Here is a 17144-nt window from a genome sequence, read left to right on the forward strand (position 1 = left end):
TGGCCTCCCGCCCCCGCACCGCGCCCGCCATCCCGGAGAGAAGGACGGGGACGGGCGCGATACAGGTGGCGGCAGGCGCAGCACGGTCAGAACTTGTAGCGCAGGCCGAGGTAGTACTGACGGCCGGTGTGCGTGTAGCGGTCGGGCAGCGACAACGCCGAATCGACGTAGCGCTCATCGGCGGTGTCGAGCAGGTTGATCGCTTCGAAGGTCAGCGAGAGATTCTTGTTGACCTTGTAGGACATGTTGAAGTCCACGTTCTCCACGCTGTACTTGCCCTGCACATCGGCGGTGGCGAGCTGCTTGCCGTCCAGGTCCCATACGTTTTCCTGCGACAGGATGGTGCTGATGTACGCGTCGCGGTAGCTGGTGGACACGCGGGCGCTGAAGCGGCCGTCGTCGTAGTACAGCGTGGCGTTGTACGAGTTCGGCGACAGGTTCAGCAGGTCGTTCTCGGTGTAGGTGGTGACGATGGTGCTGCCGGTGCCCGAGCTGAACATGTATTTGATCTTCGATTCGACGTGCGTGTAGTTGAGCTGCACGCCGAAATTGCGCCAGAAGCCGGGCAGGAAGCTGAAAGGCTGCTGGTAGGACACTTCATAGCCCTTGAGCGGGCCGCCGGGCGTATTGAAGTAGCTCTGCACGTTGAACACGGTGTCCGGGCTGAAGCCGGTCGGCAGCAGATCCAGCGAATAGCCCATGTCCGCCCAGGTGGTCATCAGGCGGGTGCGCTGCACGTAGCTCTCGATGTCCTTGTAGAACACCGCCGCCGACAGCAGCGCGCCCTCGTCGAAGTACCACTCCGCGCTGAGGTCGTAGTTGGTCGAGCGGAACGGATCCAGCTTGGGGTTGCCCAGGTTGATCGAGTACGCGCGGTCATCGTCGAAATACGCCGTGGGCCCACCGCTGACGCTCGGCGACAGGTTGGACAGGGTCGGGCGGGCCATGGTCTTGGCCGCGCCGAAGCGCAGCACGAAGGTGTCGGTCAGGTCCCAGGCCAGGTTCAACGAGGGCAGCCAGTCGTCGTACTTGTGGCCGACCCGGGTGCCGACCTGCAGACGCTCGCCGGGGTCGGCGGTGGCGCTGGCCACGCCGAAGAACGGTGCGCAGGCCGAGGACAGGTCGTTCGCGTTGGTGGCGGTACACGGCGCGTAGCCATCGGCGGTGATACGGGTCTGCACGTAACGTACGCCGAGGTTGCCGCGGAACGCGCGGCCCAGCAGGTCGGTGTTGAAGTCCAGCTGCAGGTAGCTGCCGTAGCTTTTTTCGTTGACGTCGAAGTTGTTGTTGGACGCGCCGAAGTGGCCGACGCTGGCCAGCCGGTAGTCGCCGCCCAGCGTGCCGGTGTTGCAGTTGCAGTAGATGTCCAGCAGGTTGGCGATCTGCTTGAAGTCCGGCACCAGCCACGCGTTGGGCAGGCTGCCATCCATGCCCTTGCCGAAGCCGCTCAGCGAGCTGCTGAGGTCACCCACGGTAACCCCGTCCGGCAGCGCCTGCGACAGGCGCCCGTAACTGATGTTGCGGTACTCCTGCGTGCTCATGTCGTAGTCCTTGTAGGCCAGACCGCCGCGCAGGGTGAAGGTGGGATTGATGACGAAGGTGAGGTCCACCTTGGCCGTGTCGAAGGCGTTGTCGACATACTGCGGGTTCAGCCGCACTTCGCTGATGTTGCCGCCGCGCGCGGTGCCGTTGGCATTGACCGGCGTGCTGCCGTAGCCCAGCCACTGCCAGTTGTTCACGGCGCTGAGGTCGAACGGGAACGACATCGCCGGCACCTTGCCGTTGCGCATGTCCAGCACGAAGCCGTCCAGGTTGCTGTTGTCGAAGCTGACCATCGAGAACACCGGTCGTGCGTAGTTCGACTCGGAATGGCCGACCACCGCGTCCAGCCGCACCGCGTCGTTGAAGCGGTGTTCCAGGTTCAGGCTGAACTGCTTGAACTCGGTGCTCTCTTCGATCGCGGTGGATTCGGTGCGGAAGTCCACGTTGTCGAACACGCCGTAGGTGAGGCGGTTCTGCGCGTCGGCCTGCGCCTCGCGGACCACGATCTGGGTCTTGCCGCCGTACTGCGCGGTGCGGTGCAGGTTGGCGCCGATGGAGTCTTCGCGCACGTCCTTGTCGAGCTTGGAATACAGCACGTCCAGGTTCAACTGGGTGTCGTCGCTGACCTTGAACTGCAGCGCGCCGGTGACGCCCAGGCGTTCGATCTCGTGTTCGGTGCGGACGTAGCGCGGGTAGCGCGGGATCCACGCGTTGGTCGCGGTCTCGTAGGCGGCGATGTTTTCGGCCGTGGCGGCGGGCCGGTCCAGGCCGGGGCCGCAGTGGGTGGCATCGATACCGTAGCTGCCCCAGCCGTTGCTGCGCGCCTGGTTGGCGGCGCTGCCCACACCGGCGGCGGTTTCATTGGCCAGCGGGTTGCGCGGGGTCTGCGGGTCGTAGCCGGCCGGGCTGCAGAAACCGTAGGTGCCGTTGTTGGCCGCGGTGCTCTGGTTGGAGTTGCGGTAGTTGCCGTGCTCCCAGCGGACCGGGTTGTAGCCTTCCTCGAAAATGGTGCGCTTGCTGTAGGCCACCGACATCAGCGCGCCGAAGCGACCGTCGGCCCAGGTGTTGCTGATCAGCCCGGAGATGCGCGGGTCTTTGTTCCTGGACAGCTCGTTGTAGCCGTACTGGCCGCCGAGCGATGCCTGGAAGCCCTCGAAGTCGAACGGGCGCGAACCGCGCAGGTCGACCGTGGCGCCCAGCGAGCCTTCGTCGGTCTGCGCCGACTGGGTCTTGTTGATCTTGACCCGGCTGAAGAGTTCAGAGGCAAAGGTGTTGAAGTCGAAGCCGCGGCTGCGGTTGACGCCGGTGGTGCCGCTGCCGGCGGTGGACAGCGCTTCCAGGCCGTTGATGCGCACGCGGGTGAAGTCCGAGCCCAGGCCGCGCACGGAGATCTGCTGGCCTTCGCCGCCTTCGCGGTCGATCGACACGCCTGCAATGCGCTGCATCGACTCGGCCAGGTTCAGATCGGGGAATTTGCCGATGTCTTCGGCGTAGATCGCATCCACCTGCTCGACGCTGTAGCGCTTTTCATCCAGCGACTGCTGCAGGCTTTCGCGGTAGGTGGCTTTGACCTCCACCTTGTCCAGGTCCACCGCGTTGAGTGCGGCCGCCGCTTCCGGCGTCTGCTGGGCCGCGGCGATGCCGGCGGTGCCCTGCAGGGCGAATGCTATGGCGACCGCAAGTACGGTAACCGGTGTCTTTTTACAGGAGAACGGTCGATCCATCGCGTGTTTCCTTCCAGGGTGCGCCGCCATGCGAGCGTGATGGTGATGAGTCATGGACGTCCGGCCTCCCCCGGAGCGTCTGTCGCGCATGTGCCGCTGTGACACCGTTGGTCATCCGAAACGTAACAAACCCCTCACGCGGCGGCATCTTGCGCCGCAGCAGCGTGGCTGCATGCGATACGGGCGTGGATGGCAACGACGGCGGCGCGCGCAGCCGGCGGCGTGATGGCTCACGCCGCCGCTGGGTCCTGCCGGTGAATCAGAACTTGTAGCGCACGCCGAGCATGAACTGGCGGCCGGTTTCGGTGTACTGCAGTGGCAAACGCCCGGTGGACGGCGAGTACACCCACTCGTCGCTGGCTTCGTTGGTCAGGTTCATGCCTTCCAGGCTCAGCTCCAGCTTCTCGTTGATCGCGTAGCGGATCGAGGCGTCGATGAAGGTGGTACCGGTCATGCCGTGGTAACCATCGAGGTTGAAGCCCGCTTCGGTGCCGGTCACCTGGGTCAGGTAGTCGTCGCGGTTGGTCGCCGAGACGCGGCCGGAGAACACTTTGCCTTCATAGAACAGCGTGGCGTTCCAGGAGTTGCGCGACAGACCGGTGAGGTCGGCCTTGAGCACCGGCTGGCCGCTGGAGTTGATGTACTGGATCTGCGAATCGACCCAGGTGTAGTTCAGCTGCACGCCCAGGTTGGACCACTTGCCCGGCAGGAAGGTGAAGGGCTGGGTGTAGTTGACTTCCACGCCCTTGAGTTCGCCACCCGGGGTGTTCACCGGCTTGGTGTACGTGAAGTCGCTGTCGGGGTTGGCGCCGGTGCCGATCAGCAGCGCGTCGGGCAAGCCGCTGAAGCTGTAGGGATGGGTTTCGCGCGTGGTCTGGATGAAGGTGTCGATGTCCTTGTAGAACAGACCGACACCGGCCATCGCGCCTTCGGCGAAGTACCACTCGAAGCCCAGGTCCACGTTGGTGGCGCGGATCGGGTCCAGATCCGGGTTGCCGGTGGCGATGGTGCGCGCCGAGCCGGCCACGGCCACGGTGGACCCCGGGGTCAGGTTGCCCAGGCCCGGACGGCTCATCACCTTGGCCGCGCCCAGGCGGATCAGGAAGTCCGGGGTGATCTCCGCCACCAGGTTGAACGAGGGCAGGGTGTCGTCGTAGGTGCGGTTGGCCGTCGTGGAGATCGTGGTGGTGGTCAGCGTGGACAGGCCGGTGGCGCTCTGCTTGGTGCGCACGTAGCGCACACCGAAGTTGCCCGAGAACGGGATGCTGCCCAGTTCGGTGGAGAACTCACCCATCAGGTAGCCGCCGCGATCTTCTTCTTCCACGCTGCGCACGTTGTTGGCGCGCGGCGCGACGGCGAAGATCCCGGTGTTGCTGTAGATGTCGAACTGGTTGGCGACCGCGTTGAGGTCCGGCACCACCCAGTTGTTCGGGCTGCCGGTGATGCCCTTGAGGCCTTCCTGCTGGGTCATGTCCACCGGGACGATCTTGGTGCCGTCGGCGAAGGTGGGCACCACCAGTTCACTGCCACGACGCAGCTCGACGGTCTTGAACGTGTAGTTCTTGGCCAGCACGCCGCCCTTCAGGCGGAAGCCGGGGCTGATGTTCCAGTTGAAGTCGATCTGGCCGGTGTCGAAGTCGTTGTCCACGTACTGCGGGCGCAGGCGGATTTCCGCGAGTTCCCAGCCAGCGGGGTTGGTCGGGTCGATACCGTAGTTCAGCGTCGGGAACCGGCTGTTGCCCCGGTAGTCGTAGCTGTAGTTGTCCACGTCATACTTGTCCATGATGATCGTGGTCTGGACCGGATTCTCGTGCTTGGAGCGCGAGATGCCGACCTTGCCGGACAAGGTGAAGGCATCGCCAAAGCGGTGCTGGCCGTTCAACGCGATCTGCTTGAACTCGGTGCTCCACTCGTCGTGGCGGTTCTCGCTGCGGATATCGACGTTGTCGAACTCGCCGTACACCAGCGCGTTGTTCTCGATCACCCCGTTCTTGACGATCATCGACGGCTTGCCGTCGCGCTCGGGCCGACGCAGTGCGCCAGTGGCCGAATCGCGGGCGCGGCTGAAGGAGATCGCCTCGATGTAGTGCTCGTCGCGCTTGGCATCGATCTTGGAGTACAGCGCGTCCAGCGAGATCTCGGTGGCGTCGGTGGGCTTCCACTGCAGGGTGCCGGTCACGCCCAGGCGCTTCTGCTCGTGTTCCATCTGCACGTACCGCGGGAAGCGCGGGTGGTAGACGTTGGCGTTGCGCGCCTCCGCGAACGGCGAGTCGGCATTGAAGTTGCTGTTGCTCGGGCCGTTGGCCCAGCGGCCGGTGTTGGAGCCTTCTTCCAGCGCCTGGCGCTCGGAGTAGGCCACCGACAACAGCGCACCGAAGGTGCCATCGGCGAAGGTGTTGGAGATCAGCGCGGCCACGCGCGGATCGGCCTTTTCGGCCATGGCGTTGTAGCTGGCCTGGCCACTGGCGGCGAAGGTGAAGCCGTCGTAGTCGAACGGGCGCGCGGTGCGCAGGTCCACGGTGGCGCCCAGCGAGCCTTCCTCGACGTCGGCCGAGGCGGTCTTGCGCACCAGCAGCTGCGAGAACAGGTCCGAGGCGAACACGTTGAAGTCGAAGCCGCGGCCGCGGTTGGTGCCGCCGCTCTGGTCACCGGCGCCGACCGTGGTCAGCGCTTCCATGCCGTTGATGCGCACGCGGGTGAAGTCCGGACCGAGGCCACGCACGGAAATGTTGCGGCCTTCGCCGGCTTCACGGGTGATGACCACGCCCGGAATGCGCTGCAGCGACTCGGCCAGGTTGAGGTCCGGGAACTTGCCGATATCCTCGGCGACGATGGCATCGACCACGCCGGCTTCGCCGCGCTTGATGTCCAGCGCCTTCTCGACGCTGGCGCGGTAGCCGGTGACGGTGACAGTGTCCAGGTCGGTAGGGGTTTCCTGGGCCAGCGCGGTACCACTCAGCGCCAGGCCGATCGACAGGGCAAGCAAGGTAACCGGTGTCTTTTTCTGGATGTTTCGAGATTGCATGTTTTCCCTCTCCCAAGGTGCTACATGAAACAGCTATCCGGCGACATGTCAGTGCAATGACACCGCTGGTCAGGGCGGACGTTAACAGCCCGTTCCAGAAGGAGCATCTTGCAGCGCAACAGATTTTCAATGTCCCCCGGAGGCTTGCGGGACAATGCTTTCGACATTCCATCCGGTAGACGGCAGGCGCCGCAAGGCTAGAATGACACCGCTAGCCATTCCATCCGGGCGCTCCCGCAGGCGCCCTCGCTTTCACAAGGATCCACCGCCATGAGTCGTGTTGTCTGTTTCGGAGAGTTGCTGCTGCGCATGAGCGCCCCCGGCCGCGAGTTGCTGCTGCAGAGCGCGCAGCTGGCGGTGCATGCTGGCGGCGCGGAGGCCAACGTGGGCGTGTCGCTGGCCCACCTGGGGCATGCGGTGGCGATGGTCAGCACCTTGCCGGACAACCCGCTGGGCCGGTTCGTGAGCGGAGAGCTGCGCCGGCATGGGGTGGACACCGGCCACGTGCAGGTTCGGCCCGGGCGCATGGGCCTCTACTTCCTCACCACCGGCGCGGTGCAGCGCGCCAGCGAAGTGGTCTACGACCGCGCCGACTCGGCATTCGCCTGCGGCAGCGCGGCCGACTACGACTGGGATGCGCTGCTGGACGGCGCTGACTGGCTGCACCTGTCCGGGGTCAGCCCCGCGCTGAACCCGGCCATGGCCCAGGCCACGCTGGTGGCCGCCCAGGCGGCCTGCGCGCGTGGCGTGCGGGTGTCCTTCGATGGCAACTTCCGGCCGTCGCTGTGGGCGCGCTGGCAGGGCGATGCGCCCGGCATCCTGCGCCAGCTGTTCGCCTGCGCCGATCTGGTCTTCGCTGACTACCGCGATATCGGCGTGGTGCTCGGCGGCGAATTCGAACAGGCCGATGTGCGTGAGCGTGTCGATGCGGCCGCCGCGCAGGCGTTCGCCGCGTTCCCGCGGTTGCAGTGGATGGCCTGCACCCAGCGCACGCCGCACAGTGTGGACAACCACGCGCTCGGGGCGATGCTGGTCGGCCGCGATGGCACCCGCGCGGTAGCGCCAACCCGCGAGATGATCGGCATCGTGGACCGCATCGGCGGCGGCGACGCCTTCGCCGCGGGCATCCTGCATGGCATGATGCGCGGCTTCGCACCGGAGGCGATCGTACGCTTCGGCCTGGCTGCGGCCTGCCTCAAGCACTCGATTCCGGGCGACTTCAACCCTGTCAGCGAGGCTGACGTGATGGCCCTGACGGGCGAGGAGCGATTCGATGTCCGGCGCTGATCCACGTGTACGTGCTGTCCTGAAACTGGCCCCGGTGATTCCGGTGTTCACCCCCGAGAACATCGACGATGCGGTCGAGGTAGCGCGCGCCCTGTTCAACGGTGGCCTGCCGGTGATCGAGGTGACGCTGCGTACGCCGGTAGCGATGGACGCCATCAAGGCGATGGTCGAGGCCGTGCCCGATGCGGTGGTGGGCGCCGGCACCGTGCTGACCACCACGCAGATGGAGCAGGTCAAGCAGGTGGGTGGCCGGTTTGCGGTGTCGCCGGGTGCCACGCCGCGCCTGTACGCCGCCGCGCGCGACACCGACCTGCCGTTCCTGCCGGGCGTGGCCACCTCGTCCGAGCTGATGCTGGGCCTGGAGCACGGCCTGGATACCTTCAAGTTCTTCCCGGCGGTGCAGGCCGGTGGCGCGGCGATGCTGTCGGCGTGGAACGGGCCGTTCGGCGACGTGCGCTTCTGCCCCACGGGCGGGATCAGCGCGCAGACCGCCTCGCAGTTCCTGCACCTGCCCAACGTGTTGTGCGTCGGCGGGTCATGGCTGACCACGCGGGCATTGATGCAGGCCAGGGATTGGGCCGGCATCGAACAGCTGGCACACCAGGCGTCGGTGCTGGCCGGATAGGTCACGCATGGTGCCACCTGTGCGCTTTCCGCACAGGTGGTGTCTGCGCGCGTGGCTGTTTGCGAGAGGGTGGCACTCCTACAGTGGCGCCTCCTCAACCGAGCCGGGAGCCCCGCATGATCCTCACCCACCGCCTTGCCCTAGCCACCCTGATCACCCTCGCCGTCAGCGCCTGCGCCGCCAACCCGCCCGCCCCGACGACCGGCACCGACCCGTTGGTCTCGTTGCCGTCGGCACAGCTGCACTGGCAGGACGTGCCGGGCACCCAGGGCGCGGTCAGCTACGCCAATACCCAGGGCAACATCCTCAGCGATGGCGAAGGCTTCTATTCGGCGTTCGTACGCTTCAAGGCAGGCACCGACAACGGCCTGCACACGCACAGCCAGACGCTGCCCACGGTGGTGCTCAGCGGCACGTTCTATGCGCGCATCGATGGCAAGGAAGTGCTGTATCCGGCTGGCTCCTACTACAGCCTGCCAGCCAACCGGGTGCACGAGAGCGGGTGCAAGGCCGGCACCGACTGCCTGCTGTTCCAGTACCAGGCCAACAACTTCGACCTGGTACCGGCATCGAGCTGATGCTCAGCGGACCGGACGCCCCAGCCTGCGGTACAGAGTGCTGCGGCTGATGCCCAACCTGCGCGCCGCCTGCGCCACGTTGCCGCCGGCATCGGCCAGCGCGGCGCGCATCGCGGATTCGGCGATCGCGTCGAGCGCGCCGGCATCGGCGTGCGGGGCAGGGGCAGGGGCCTGCATGCTCAGCGGCGCGCGCAGGTAGGCCGGCAGGGCATCCAGGGCGATCACCTCGCCAGGCTCACTCAATGCCACCAGCGTGCGCAGGCACGCGCACAACTGGCGCAGATTGCCCGGCCAGGCATACGCGGCCAGTGCGGCAAACGCGGCGTCGGCCAGCGTGCGGCCCTGGCCCAGGCGCTGCCACAGGCCGCGCAGCAGCTCGGCCCGATCAGGATGGTCACGCAGCGCCGGCAGTGGCACCGCATGGTCGGCAATGCGGTAGTACAGGTCGCTGCGGAAATCGCCCGCCTGCATGGCCAGGTCCAGGTCGCGGTGGGTGGCGCAGATCAGCGTGAAATCCAGCTGCACCGGCTTGCCGCCGCCCAGGGGCGACAGTGTGCGTTCCTGCAGCACGCGCAGCAGCCGCGGCTGCAGGGCAAGCGGCATGTCGCCGATCTCGTCCAGGAACAGCACGCCGCCCTGCGCCTGGCGCAGCAGGCCGGTGCTGCCCTGGCGGCGCGCGCCGGTGAACGCGCCTTCTTCATAGCCAAACAGTTCGGCCTCGATCAGGCCCTCCGGCAAGGCCGCGCAGTTGACCGCGACGAAGGGTTTGTCGGCGCGCAGGCTGCGCCGGTGCAGTTCGCGGGCGAAGACCTCCTTGCCCGTGCCCGTCTCACCCTGCAGCAGCACCGGCAACTGCGCATCCAGCACGCGGCAGGCGCGATCCAGCGCGCGCTGCTGGTCGGCATCGAACAGCGGGGTGGCATCCACTGCGGTGGCCGCCGGTCGGCGTGACCCGGTCGGCAACGCCGCCGGCCGCGCATCCGCACGGCCCCGCACCGGCGCACGCTGGCCCTCGCCCAGCTGCCCGTACAGCGCGCGGCCCTGGCGGTCGATCAGCGCACCGTCGTCGTGCAGGCGCGCCAACGGCCCATCGAACAGCGCGGCATACGGCGCATGGCCGATATCGGCATGCTCCAGCCCGAACAGCGCAAGGCCGGTACGGTTGGCAGCCACCAGGCGGCCGCCGCGGAAGCCCAGGATGCCTTCGCGCGGGGTGCCCAGCAGGGTGCGGTCGTGGTGCAGCCGCACCAGTTCGCAGTCGGCCAGCCCCGCGTCGAAGTAGCGGTGCTCGATGTGCGCCACGGCCTGCCGCGCCAGTACCCGCGCGTGCAGGTGCTGCAATCGTGCATCGCCGGAGATGTCCAGCACGCCCACGCGCTGGCCGTAGGGGTCGAAGATCGGCGTGGCCGAGCAGGTCAGGATGCCGTGCGGGGCGAAGTAGTGCTCGCCGCCCCGTACCTCCACCGAGCGGCCTTCCACGATGGCCGTGCCAATGGCGTTGGTGCCCACCGTGGTCTCGTCCCAGCGCACGCCCGGCATCAGCGCCACGCGCCCGGCCTTGTCGAGGAAACCCGGGCTGCCTTCGGCATCCAGGATCCAGCCGTCTTCATCGGTGAGCAGCACGATGCTGCCGGCGGCGGCGATGTCGGCGGCCAGCCCGTCCAGCTCGGGGCGGGCCAGCCGCCACAGCTTCTGCTGGCGCTCGCGCAGTTCGCGCAGGCGTGCATCCGGCAACGGCTCCACCTCCGGCTGCGCATCCACCGACAGCCCGCCACGCAGGCAGCGCTGCCACGACTGCAGGATGGTGTCGGGCACGATGCCGACCGGCGTCGCGCCGCGCTCGAAGAACGAACGACGCGCATTGCCGACACGGTGCAGGAGCGGCTGCTGGGACACCTGTTTCTCCAGTGTCGCAATCTGCGACAGTTGTAGCGGGACCTGTTCCGATAAACAGCACAGGCAGCGTTACTGCGCAATGACCTTCGCTGCTGCACCGCCGCAGATCACAGGCATGTTCCGTGGCCGGCCGCGGCCGGAAGGCGTGCCGCAGCGCAGCAGGCCAGAGTTGGCACCGTCCTTGCGGCAGGGAAGGACCCTTACGGGCCTTTCCCTACCTGCCGGAGATGCACCCCGATGAACGCCGTCACGTCCGCCAAGCCGCACGCCACCGACCCGCAGTCCATCTTCAAGCCGCGCTACGGCAACTTCATCGGCGGGCAGTGGGTGGCACCCCGCAGCGGCCAGTACTTCGAGAACACCACGCCGGTCACCGGCAAGGTCTTCACCGAGGTGGCCCGCTCCAACGCCGAGGACATCGAAGCGGCGCTGGACGCCGCGCATGCCGCCAAACGCGCCTGGGCCGAGACCTCCACCACCGAACGCGCCAACATCCTCAACAGGATCGCCGACCGCATCGAGGAGAACCTGGACCTGCTCGCGCATGCCGAGACCTGGGACAACGGCAAGCCGATCCGCGAAACGCTCAACGCCGACATCCCGCTGATGGCCGACCACTTCCGCTACTTCGCCGGGGCGGTACGCGCGCAGGAAGGCAGCCTGTCGGAGATCGACAAGGACACCATTGCCTACCACTTCCATGAGCCACTCGGCGTGGTCGGGCAGATCATCCCGTGGAACTTCCCGATGCTGATGGCCGCCTGGAAGCTGGCCCCGGCGCTGGCGGCCGGCAACTGCGTGGTGCTCAAGCCGGCCGAACAGACCCCCGCCTCGATCCTGGTGCTGATGGAGGTGATCGGCGACCTGCTGCCGGCCGGCGTGCTGAACGTGGTCAATGGCTTCGGCGTGGAGGCGGGCAAGCCGCTGGCGTCCAACCCGCGCATCGCCAAGATCGCCTTCACCGGTGAAACCACCACCGGCCGGCTGATCATGCAGTACGCCAGCCAGAACCTGATTCCGGTGACGCTGGAACTGGGCGGCAAGTCGCCCAACATCTTCTTCGCCGATGTCATGGCCGAGGACGATGATTTCCTGGACAAGGCCATCGAAGGCTTCGTGCTGTTCGCCTTCAACCAGGGCGAGGTGTGCACCTGCCCGTCGCGCGCGCTGATCCAGGAATCGATCTACGAAAAATTCATGGAACGCGCGCTCAAGCGCGTGGCCGCGATCAAGCAGGGCAACCCGCTGGACCCCAACACGATGGTCGGCGCGCAGGCGTCGTCGGAGCAGTTGGAGAAGATCCTGTCCTACTTCGATATCGGCAGGCAGGAAGGCGCGGAGGTGCTGATCGGCGGCGAGCAGGCCACCCTCGACGGCGACCTCGCCGGTGGCTTCTACGTGAAGCCCACCGTGTTCAAGGGCCACAACAAGATGCGCGTCTTCCAGGAAGAAATCTTCGGGCCGGTGGTATCGGTGACCACCTTCAAGACCGAGGAAGAAGCGCTGGAGATCGCCAACGACACGCTGTACGGGCTGGGCGCGGGGGTGTGGAGCCGCGATGCCTCGCGCCTGTACCGCATGGGCCGCGGCATCCAGGCCGGTCGCGTGTGGACCAACTGCTACCACGCCTACCCGGCACACGCCGCGTTCGGCGGCTACAAGCAGTCCGGCATCGGCCGCGAGAACCACAAGATGATGCTCGACCACTACCAGCAGACCAAGAACCTGCTGGTGAGCTACTCGCCGAAGAAACTGGGCTTCTTCTGAGCCCGCGCCCTGCTTGATCACGATCAAGGCGTCGGCCGGAGGCCGGCGCCACAGTGCTGTCATTGGCAATCCACGGAGATCCATGCATGAACAAGACCATGAAGGCCGCTGTCGTCCGCGAATTCGGCAAGCCGTTACGCATCGAGGAAGTCGAGGTACCGCGGCCCGGCCCCGGCGACATCCTGGTGAAGATCGAGGCGTGTGGTGTGTGCCACACCGACCTGCACGCGGTGGAGGGCGACTGGCCGGTCAAACCCAATCCGCCGTTCATTCCCGGGCACGAAGGGGTGGGCCACGTGGTGGCGGTGGGCGCGGGTGTCAGCCATATCCGCGAAGGTGACCGCGTCGGCATCCCGTGGCTGTACTCGGCCTGTGGCCATTGCGAGCACTGCATGGGCGGCTGGGAAACGCTGTGCGAAGCGCAGCAGAACACCGGCTACTCGGTCAACGGCGGCTTCGCCGAATACGCGCTGGCCAATGCCAACTATGTGGGCCTGCTGCCCAAGGGCGTGGGCTTCATCGAGGTCGCACCGATCCTGTGCGCGGGCGTGACGGTGTACAAGGGCCTGAAAGTCACCGACACCCGTCCGGGCCAGTGGGTGGTGATCTCCGGCATCGGCGGGCTGGGCCACATGGCGGTGCAGTATGCCCGGGCCATGGGCTTGAACGTGGCTGCGGTGGATATCGACGACGACAAGCTGAAGCTCGCCGAGCGCCTCGGCGCGACGATCACGGTCAACGCGCGCACCACCGACCCGGCCGCGTTCCTGAAGAAGGAAATCGGCGGCGCGCACGGTGCATTGGTCACGGCGGTATCGCCGAAGGCCTTCGAACAGGCACTGGGCATGGTCCGCCGCGGTGGCACGGTGTCGTTGAACGGCCTGCCGCCGGGCAACTTCCCGCTGGACATTTTCGGCATGGTGCTCAACGGCATCACCGTGCGTGGCTCGATCGTCGGTACCCGCCTGGACCTGCAGGAATCGCTGGAGTTCGCCGAGCAGGGCAAGGTGGCGGCCACGGTCACCAGCGACCGCCTGGAGAACATCAACGACATCTTCGCGCGCATGCACGCCGGCAAGATCGAAGGCCGCGTGGTGCTGGATCTCAACGCGTAACCGCTCGTGCCGCGGCCTGTCTTCGTTCCTCCTCTCCCAACGAAGGCAGGCCGCACCCTGCACCGGTAGTGCCGGCCGCTGGCCGGCTCCCCGCAATGCCCAGAACCCGGTACTGCCGGCCGCTGGCCGGCTCCCAGGAAAACCCAACGATGCGCGCCCAACCACCCCAGGTCACCGCCACCCTGGCGGCACTGCAGCTGATCGAAACGCTGCACGCCCGCCACGGCCCGCTGTTGTTCCACCAGTCCGGCGGCTGCTGCGACGGCTCCTCGCCGATGTGCTTTGCCCAGGGTGACTTCATCGTGGGCGACCGCGACGTGCAGCTCGGCGAGATCGGCGGCGCCCCGTTCTACATCAGCCCGTCGCAGTTCGCGTACTGGAAGCACACCCAGCTGATCATCGACGTAGTGCCCGGACGCGGCGGCATGTTCTCGCTGGAGAACGGCGAGGGCGTGCGCTTCCTGGTGCGCTCGCGGCTGTTCAGCGATGACGAGTTCGCGCAGCTGAAAGACGCCGGCAAGGTCTGAACCCACGCACGCGTCCATAATGGGCACTGTCCCGTTGCCCTGGATCGCCATGTCCGCGTTGTCGCTTGCCAAGACCGTCGTACTGTCCGTGCTGTGCGTGGTGGTGGCGCTGTTCGTGCTGGGCATGGTCAGCGGCGCGGCCGGCTGGATTGCGCCGTGGATCGGCCTGGGCGAGGGCGGGCAGGCGCGCCTTGCCTGGGACCTGGGCTGGACCATCCTCGGCGGCCTGGCGGCCACTGCGTTCGCTGCGCGCTACGCGCCGGCGCTGCCCTACGTCCACGGTGGGGTGGTGTGGGCGGTGATCGCCGCTGCGTCGGCCTATGCCGCCTGGGACCTGGGCAACGACTTCCCGTTCTGGTTCGTGCTGGTGCTGCTGCTCTCGCTGCCGCTGCAGGCCGCCGGCATCTGGCTGGGCGCGCGCTATCGCCCGCAGTGAGGCGAACTACGCGGTAGGGTCGCATCCCGATCGACTGCCGGGGCAAACGCACCACCCGCGCACTCCCTACGGCGTCACGCCCCCGGCAGCACCTGCTTCACCGCCTCGATTCCCTCCCATGGATCCTGCTTCAAGCGCTGCGCACGCTGCAGCGCCTTGGCCATGGGGAACGCATCGGCGGCGGTGATGCGGCCCAGCTCTTCCCAGCGCAGCGGCACTGCCACGCCGGCACCGGGCCGCGCGCGCAGCGACCACGAGCTGACACTGGTGGCGCCGCGTGCATTGCGCAGCCAGTCGATGAAGATCACCCCATTGCGCTTGGCCTTGCTCATGGTGGCCACGTAGCGGTCCGGCGCATGTTCGGCCATGGCCTGCGCGAACGCGTCGCAGAAGTCCTTGGCCTGGGCCCAGTCGGCCTTGGGCTGCAAGGGCACCACCACGTGCACGCCCTTGCCACCGGACAGCCGCACGAAGCTCTGCAGGCCGGTATCCAACAGCCGGTCGCGCACATCGCGCGCGGCCGACTTCACCTGCGCCCAGCTCACCCCGTCGCCGGGATCCAGGTCGAACACCAGCCGGTCCGGATGCTCCGGATCGGCCACGGTGGCGCCCCACGGATGCAGCTCCAGGGTGTTCATCTGCACCAGCTGCAGCAGCCCGGCCACGTCCTCGATGTACAGGTAGTCTTCGCGCCCGCTTTTCTGTTCCAGCGGGATCGCGCGCACCGCGTCGCCGAGCCCGGTGCCGTGATGTTTCTGGAAGAAGCAGGGCTTGTCCACCCCGTCCGGGCAGCGCAGGACCGACAGCGGGCGCCGCGCCACTTCGGGCAGCACCCAGCGCGCCATCTGCCGGTAGTAGTCGGCCACCTCGCCCTTGGTGATCTTCGCCTTGGCGAACACCACGCGTTCGGGATGGCTGATGCTGACGTCTTCCGCGGCCTCACCTGCGGTCGGCGCGCTGGCGTTGCCGCGCGTCGTTGCTTTCTTCATAGCCTTGCCCTTCGCCAGCCCTTGGCCGGCCGCCCCCAAGTCACCGGGATGCTTGTCCTCGCGCAGCCGCTTGAAGCTGGCCTGGCGCAGCAGCCCTTCCTTGGCCCAGCCACGGAACGCCACTTCGGCCACCAGCACCGGCTTCACCCAATGCACGCTGCGTGCGTTGAACGGCACGTGCGCCGGCAGTGCCAGCACGTCCTGTTTCACCGCCAGCGGTTTCAAGCGCGCGGTCAGCGTGCGCAGCAATGCATCGTCGAACCCCGTACCCACCCGGCCCACGTAACGCAGGCCACCTGTGTCGGGCGTGGCCATCAGCAGCGAGCCGAAGCCACTGCGCGCGCCCTTGGGATCGGTGTAGCCCACGATCAGGAATTCGTCGGTGGTCTCGTGCTTGATCTTGATCCACGCCGGCGAGCGCGCGTTGACGTAGGGCGCGTCCACGCGCTTGCTGATGATGCCTTCGAACCCGGCCTCGCCACTGGCGGCAAACACCGCCGGTCCATGGTCAAGCACGTGGTCGCTGTAGGCCAGCGTGCCCGGACCCGGACCGATCAGGTCCTTGAGCAGCGCCTTGCGCTGCAGCAGCCCGCAGCGGCTGATATCCACCCCGGCAATGCCGGGCATGTCGAACACCACGTAGCGCAGCGGCTGCTTGGCGGTGCCGTCGATGACCTTCTGCAAGGCGGTGAAATCGCTGCAGCCCTGCGCATCCAGCACCACCAGCTCGCCGTCCAGGCGCAGGTCGCGCACCGGCAACGCGGCAATGGCCTGCACCACCTCGGGAAAATCCTCGGTCCAGTTCAGGCCACCGCGCGAGCGCAGCGCGACCACCCCGTCGTTGACCTCGGCCAACAGGCGGTAGCCGTCCCATTTGATCTCGTGCAGCCAGCCATCGCCGTCCGGTGCGGTGGCGCGGTGGTCGGTCAGCTGCGGCTTGAAGCCGGCTGGGTAAGGGGCGTCGCGTGCGCCCTCCAGCGCCAACGCGCGTTTGCGCCAGCGCGCGTCGGCCTTGCGTGCAGGCGCGGGCGTGGCCGGGCGCTTGGCTGTTTTTGCAGCAGCGCGCGGCGCAGCCTTGGTCCCCGCTGCGCGCTTGCGGGCGGCGCCGCGTGGCGGCGGTGTGTCCAGCATGTCATCGGCCTCTGCGTCCCGTGCCTGCGCGTCGTCGCGCTTGATCAGCAGCCATTGGTGCTGCTTGCCCTTCATCGCCGTGCGCACCAGCTTCCAGCCGCCGTTGAGGCGCTCGCCGTGCAGCACGAAGTCGAGCTTGCCGGCAGCGATCGCCTCCAGCGGGTCGCCATCGCAGGCCCAGGTACCGTGGTCGTACACATCCACATGCCCGGCGCCGTAGTGGCCGCTGGGAATATCGCCTTCGAACCCTGCGTAGGACAGCGGGTGGTCCTCCACCTCCACCGCCAGGCGCTTCTCGCCCGCGCGCAGCGACGGCCCTTTGGGTACCGCCCAGCTCTTCAGCACACCATCGGCTTCCAGCCGGAAATCGTAGTGGCGCGAACTGGCATGGTGCAGCTGCACCACGAAGATCGGGCGCCGCGCCGGCGCACCGCGGCGGTCGGCGTCCGGCTCGGGGGTGCCGTCGAAACGACGCTTGCGGCGGTATTCCTGCAGTGACATC

General features: G+C 67.2%; 11 protein-coding genes. 7 read left to right on the forward strand and 4 right to left on the reverse strand.

Annotation, left to right across the window (positions count from 1 at the left end; all coding sequences use genetic code 11):
* Positions 1–86: 86 nt before the first annotated feature.
* Both DX03_RS19790 and DX03_RS19795 read right to left on the reverse strand, forming a co-directional pair.
* Positions 87–3266: a TonB-dependent receptor gene (locus DX03_RS19790; protein WP_051598946.1), complete on the reverse strand. Its 3180-nt coding sequence runs from the start codon at positions 3264–3266 to the stop codon at positions 87–89.
* Between the two features lie 259 nt (positions 3267–3525).
* Positions 3526–6291: a TonB-dependent receptor gene (locus tag DX03_RS19795; protein WP_038691476.1), complete on the reverse strand. Its 2766-nt coding sequence runs from the start codon at positions 6289–6291 to the stop codon at positions 3526–3528.
* 270 nt (positions 6292–6561) lie between these two features.
* Between DX03_RS19795 and DX03_RS19800 the strand changes: the two genes are divergently transcribed.
* From DX03_RS19800 to DX03_RS19810, 3 genes are all read left to right on the forward strand, one after another.
* Entirely contained in the window at positions 6562–7578 is a 1017-nt protein-coding gene (locus tag DX03_RS19800) for a sugar kinase (protein WP_081797294.1), read from the forward strand.
* Entirely contained in the window at positions 7565–8203 is a 639-nt protein-coding gene (gene eda, locus DX03_RS19805) for a bifunctional 4-hydroxy-2-oxoglutarate aldolase/2-dehydro-3-deoxy-phosphogluconate aldolase (protein ID WP_038691478.1), read from the forward strand. Before DX03_RS19800 ends, eda begins: the two co-directional genes overlap by 14 nt.
* A gap of 116 nt (positions 8204–8319) precedes the next feature.
* Positions 8320–8781: a cupin domain-containing protein gene (locus DX03_RS19810; protein ID WP_038691481.1), complete on the forward strand. Its 462-nt coding sequence runs from the start codon at positions 8320–8322 to the stop codon at positions 8779–8781.
* 3 nt (positions 8782–8784) lie between these two features.
* Here the strand turns inward: DX03_RS19810 and DX03_RS19815 are convergent, their stop codons facing one another.
* The gene (locus DX03_RS19815; RefSeq protein WP_051598947.1) at positions 8785–10677 is read right to left on the reverse strand and encodes a sigma-54-dependent Fis family transcriptional regulator; all 1893 of its coding nucleotides are present in this window, start codon (positions 10675–10677) and stop codon (positions 8785–8787) included.
* Between the two features lie 237 nt (positions 10678–10914).
* Here DX03_RS19815 and adh point away from each other — a divergent pair, with 237 nt between their 5' ends.
* From adh to DX03_RS19835, 4 genes are all read left to right on the forward strand, one after another.
* Positions 10915–12444 carry an aldehyde dehydrogenase gene (gene adh / locus DX03_RS19820; protein WP_038691482.1) on the forward strand — a complete coding sequence of 510 codons (1530 nt, stop codon included), beginning with the start codon at positions 10915–10917 and terminating at the stop codon, positions 12442–12444.
* Between the two features lie 86 nt (positions 12445–12530).
* Positions 12531–13559, forward strand: coding sequence for an alcohol dehydrogenase AdhP (gene adhP, locus DX03_RS19825; protein WP_038691484.1), 1029 nt, complete (start codon positions 12531–12533; stop codon positions 13557–13559).
* A 149-nt stretch (positions 13560–13708) separates the two neighbouring features.
* Complete coding sequence (locus tag DX03_RS19830; RefSeq protein WP_038691486.1) at positions 13709–14086, forward strand: DUF779 domain-containing protein; 378 nt, start codon at positions 13709–13711, stop codon at positions 14084–14086.
* A 49-nt stretch (positions 14087–14135) separates the two neighbouring features.
* Positions 14136–14522 (forward strand): hypothetical protein, encoded by a 387-nt coding sequence (locus DX03_RS19835; RefSeq protein ID WP_038691488.1) that lies wholly within the window; start codon positions 14136–14138, stop codon positions 14520–14522.
* Positions 14523–14596: 74 nt separating this feature from the next.
* On the opposite strand, the gene ligD is transcribed toward DX03_RS19835, so the two are convergent.
* Positions 14597–17143: a DNA ligase D gene (gene ligD / locus DX03_RS19840; protein WP_038691490.1), complete on the reverse strand. Its 2547-nt coding sequence runs from the start codon at positions 17141–17143 to the stop codon at positions 14597–14599.
* Between the last annotated feature and the right edge of the window lies 1 nt (position 17144).

This window comes from Stenotrophomonas rhizophila (genome assembly GCF_000661955.1).
GTDB lineage: Bacteria > Pseudomonadota > Gammaproteobacteria > Xanthomonadales > Xanthomonadaceae > Stenotrophomonas > Stenotrophomonas rhizophila.

Excerpts from the sequence above, each read along its gene's own strand:
- adh (WP_038691482.1), top strand. The coding sequence starts at position 10,915 with ATGAACGCCGTCACGTCCGCCAAGCCGCACGCCACCGACCCGCAGTCC.
- DX03_RS19795 (WP_038691476.1), bottom strand. The coding sequence starts at position 6,291 with ATGCAATCTCGAAACATCCAGAAAAAGACACCGGTTACCTTGCTTGCC.
- ligD (WP_038691490.1), bottom strand. The coding sequence starts at position 17,143 with ATGTCACTGCAGGAATACCGCCGCAAGCGTCGTTTCGACGGCACCCCC.
- DX03_RS19835 (WP_038691488.1), top strand. The coding sequence starts at position 14,136 with ATGTCCGCGTTGTCGCTTGCCAAGACCGTCGTACTGTCCGTGCTGTGC.
- eda (WP_038691478.1), top strand. The coding sequence starts at position 7,565 with ATGTCCGGCGCTGATCCACGTGTACGTGCTGTCCTGAAACTGGCCCCG.
- DX03_RS19810 (WP_038691481.1), top strand. The coding sequence starts at position 8,320 with ATGATCCTCACCCACCGCCTTGCCCTAGCCACCCTGATCACCCTCGCC.
- DX03_RS19800 (WP_081797294.1), top strand. The coding sequence starts at position 6,562 with ATGAGTCGTGTTGTCTGTTTCGGAGAGTTGCTGCTGCGCATGAGCGCC.
- DX03_RS19790 (WP_051598946.1), bottom strand. The coding sequence starts at position 3,266 with ATGGATCGACCGTTCTCCTGTAAAAAGACACCGGTTACCGTACTTGCG.
- adhP (WP_038691484.1), top strand. The coding sequence starts at position 12,531 with ATGAACAAGACCATGAAGGCCGCTGTCGTCCGCGAATTCGGCAAGCCG.
- DX03_RS19830 (WP_038691486.1), top strand. The coding sequence starts at position 13,709 with ATGCGCGCCCAACCACCCCAGGTCACCGCCACCCTGGCGGCACTGCAG.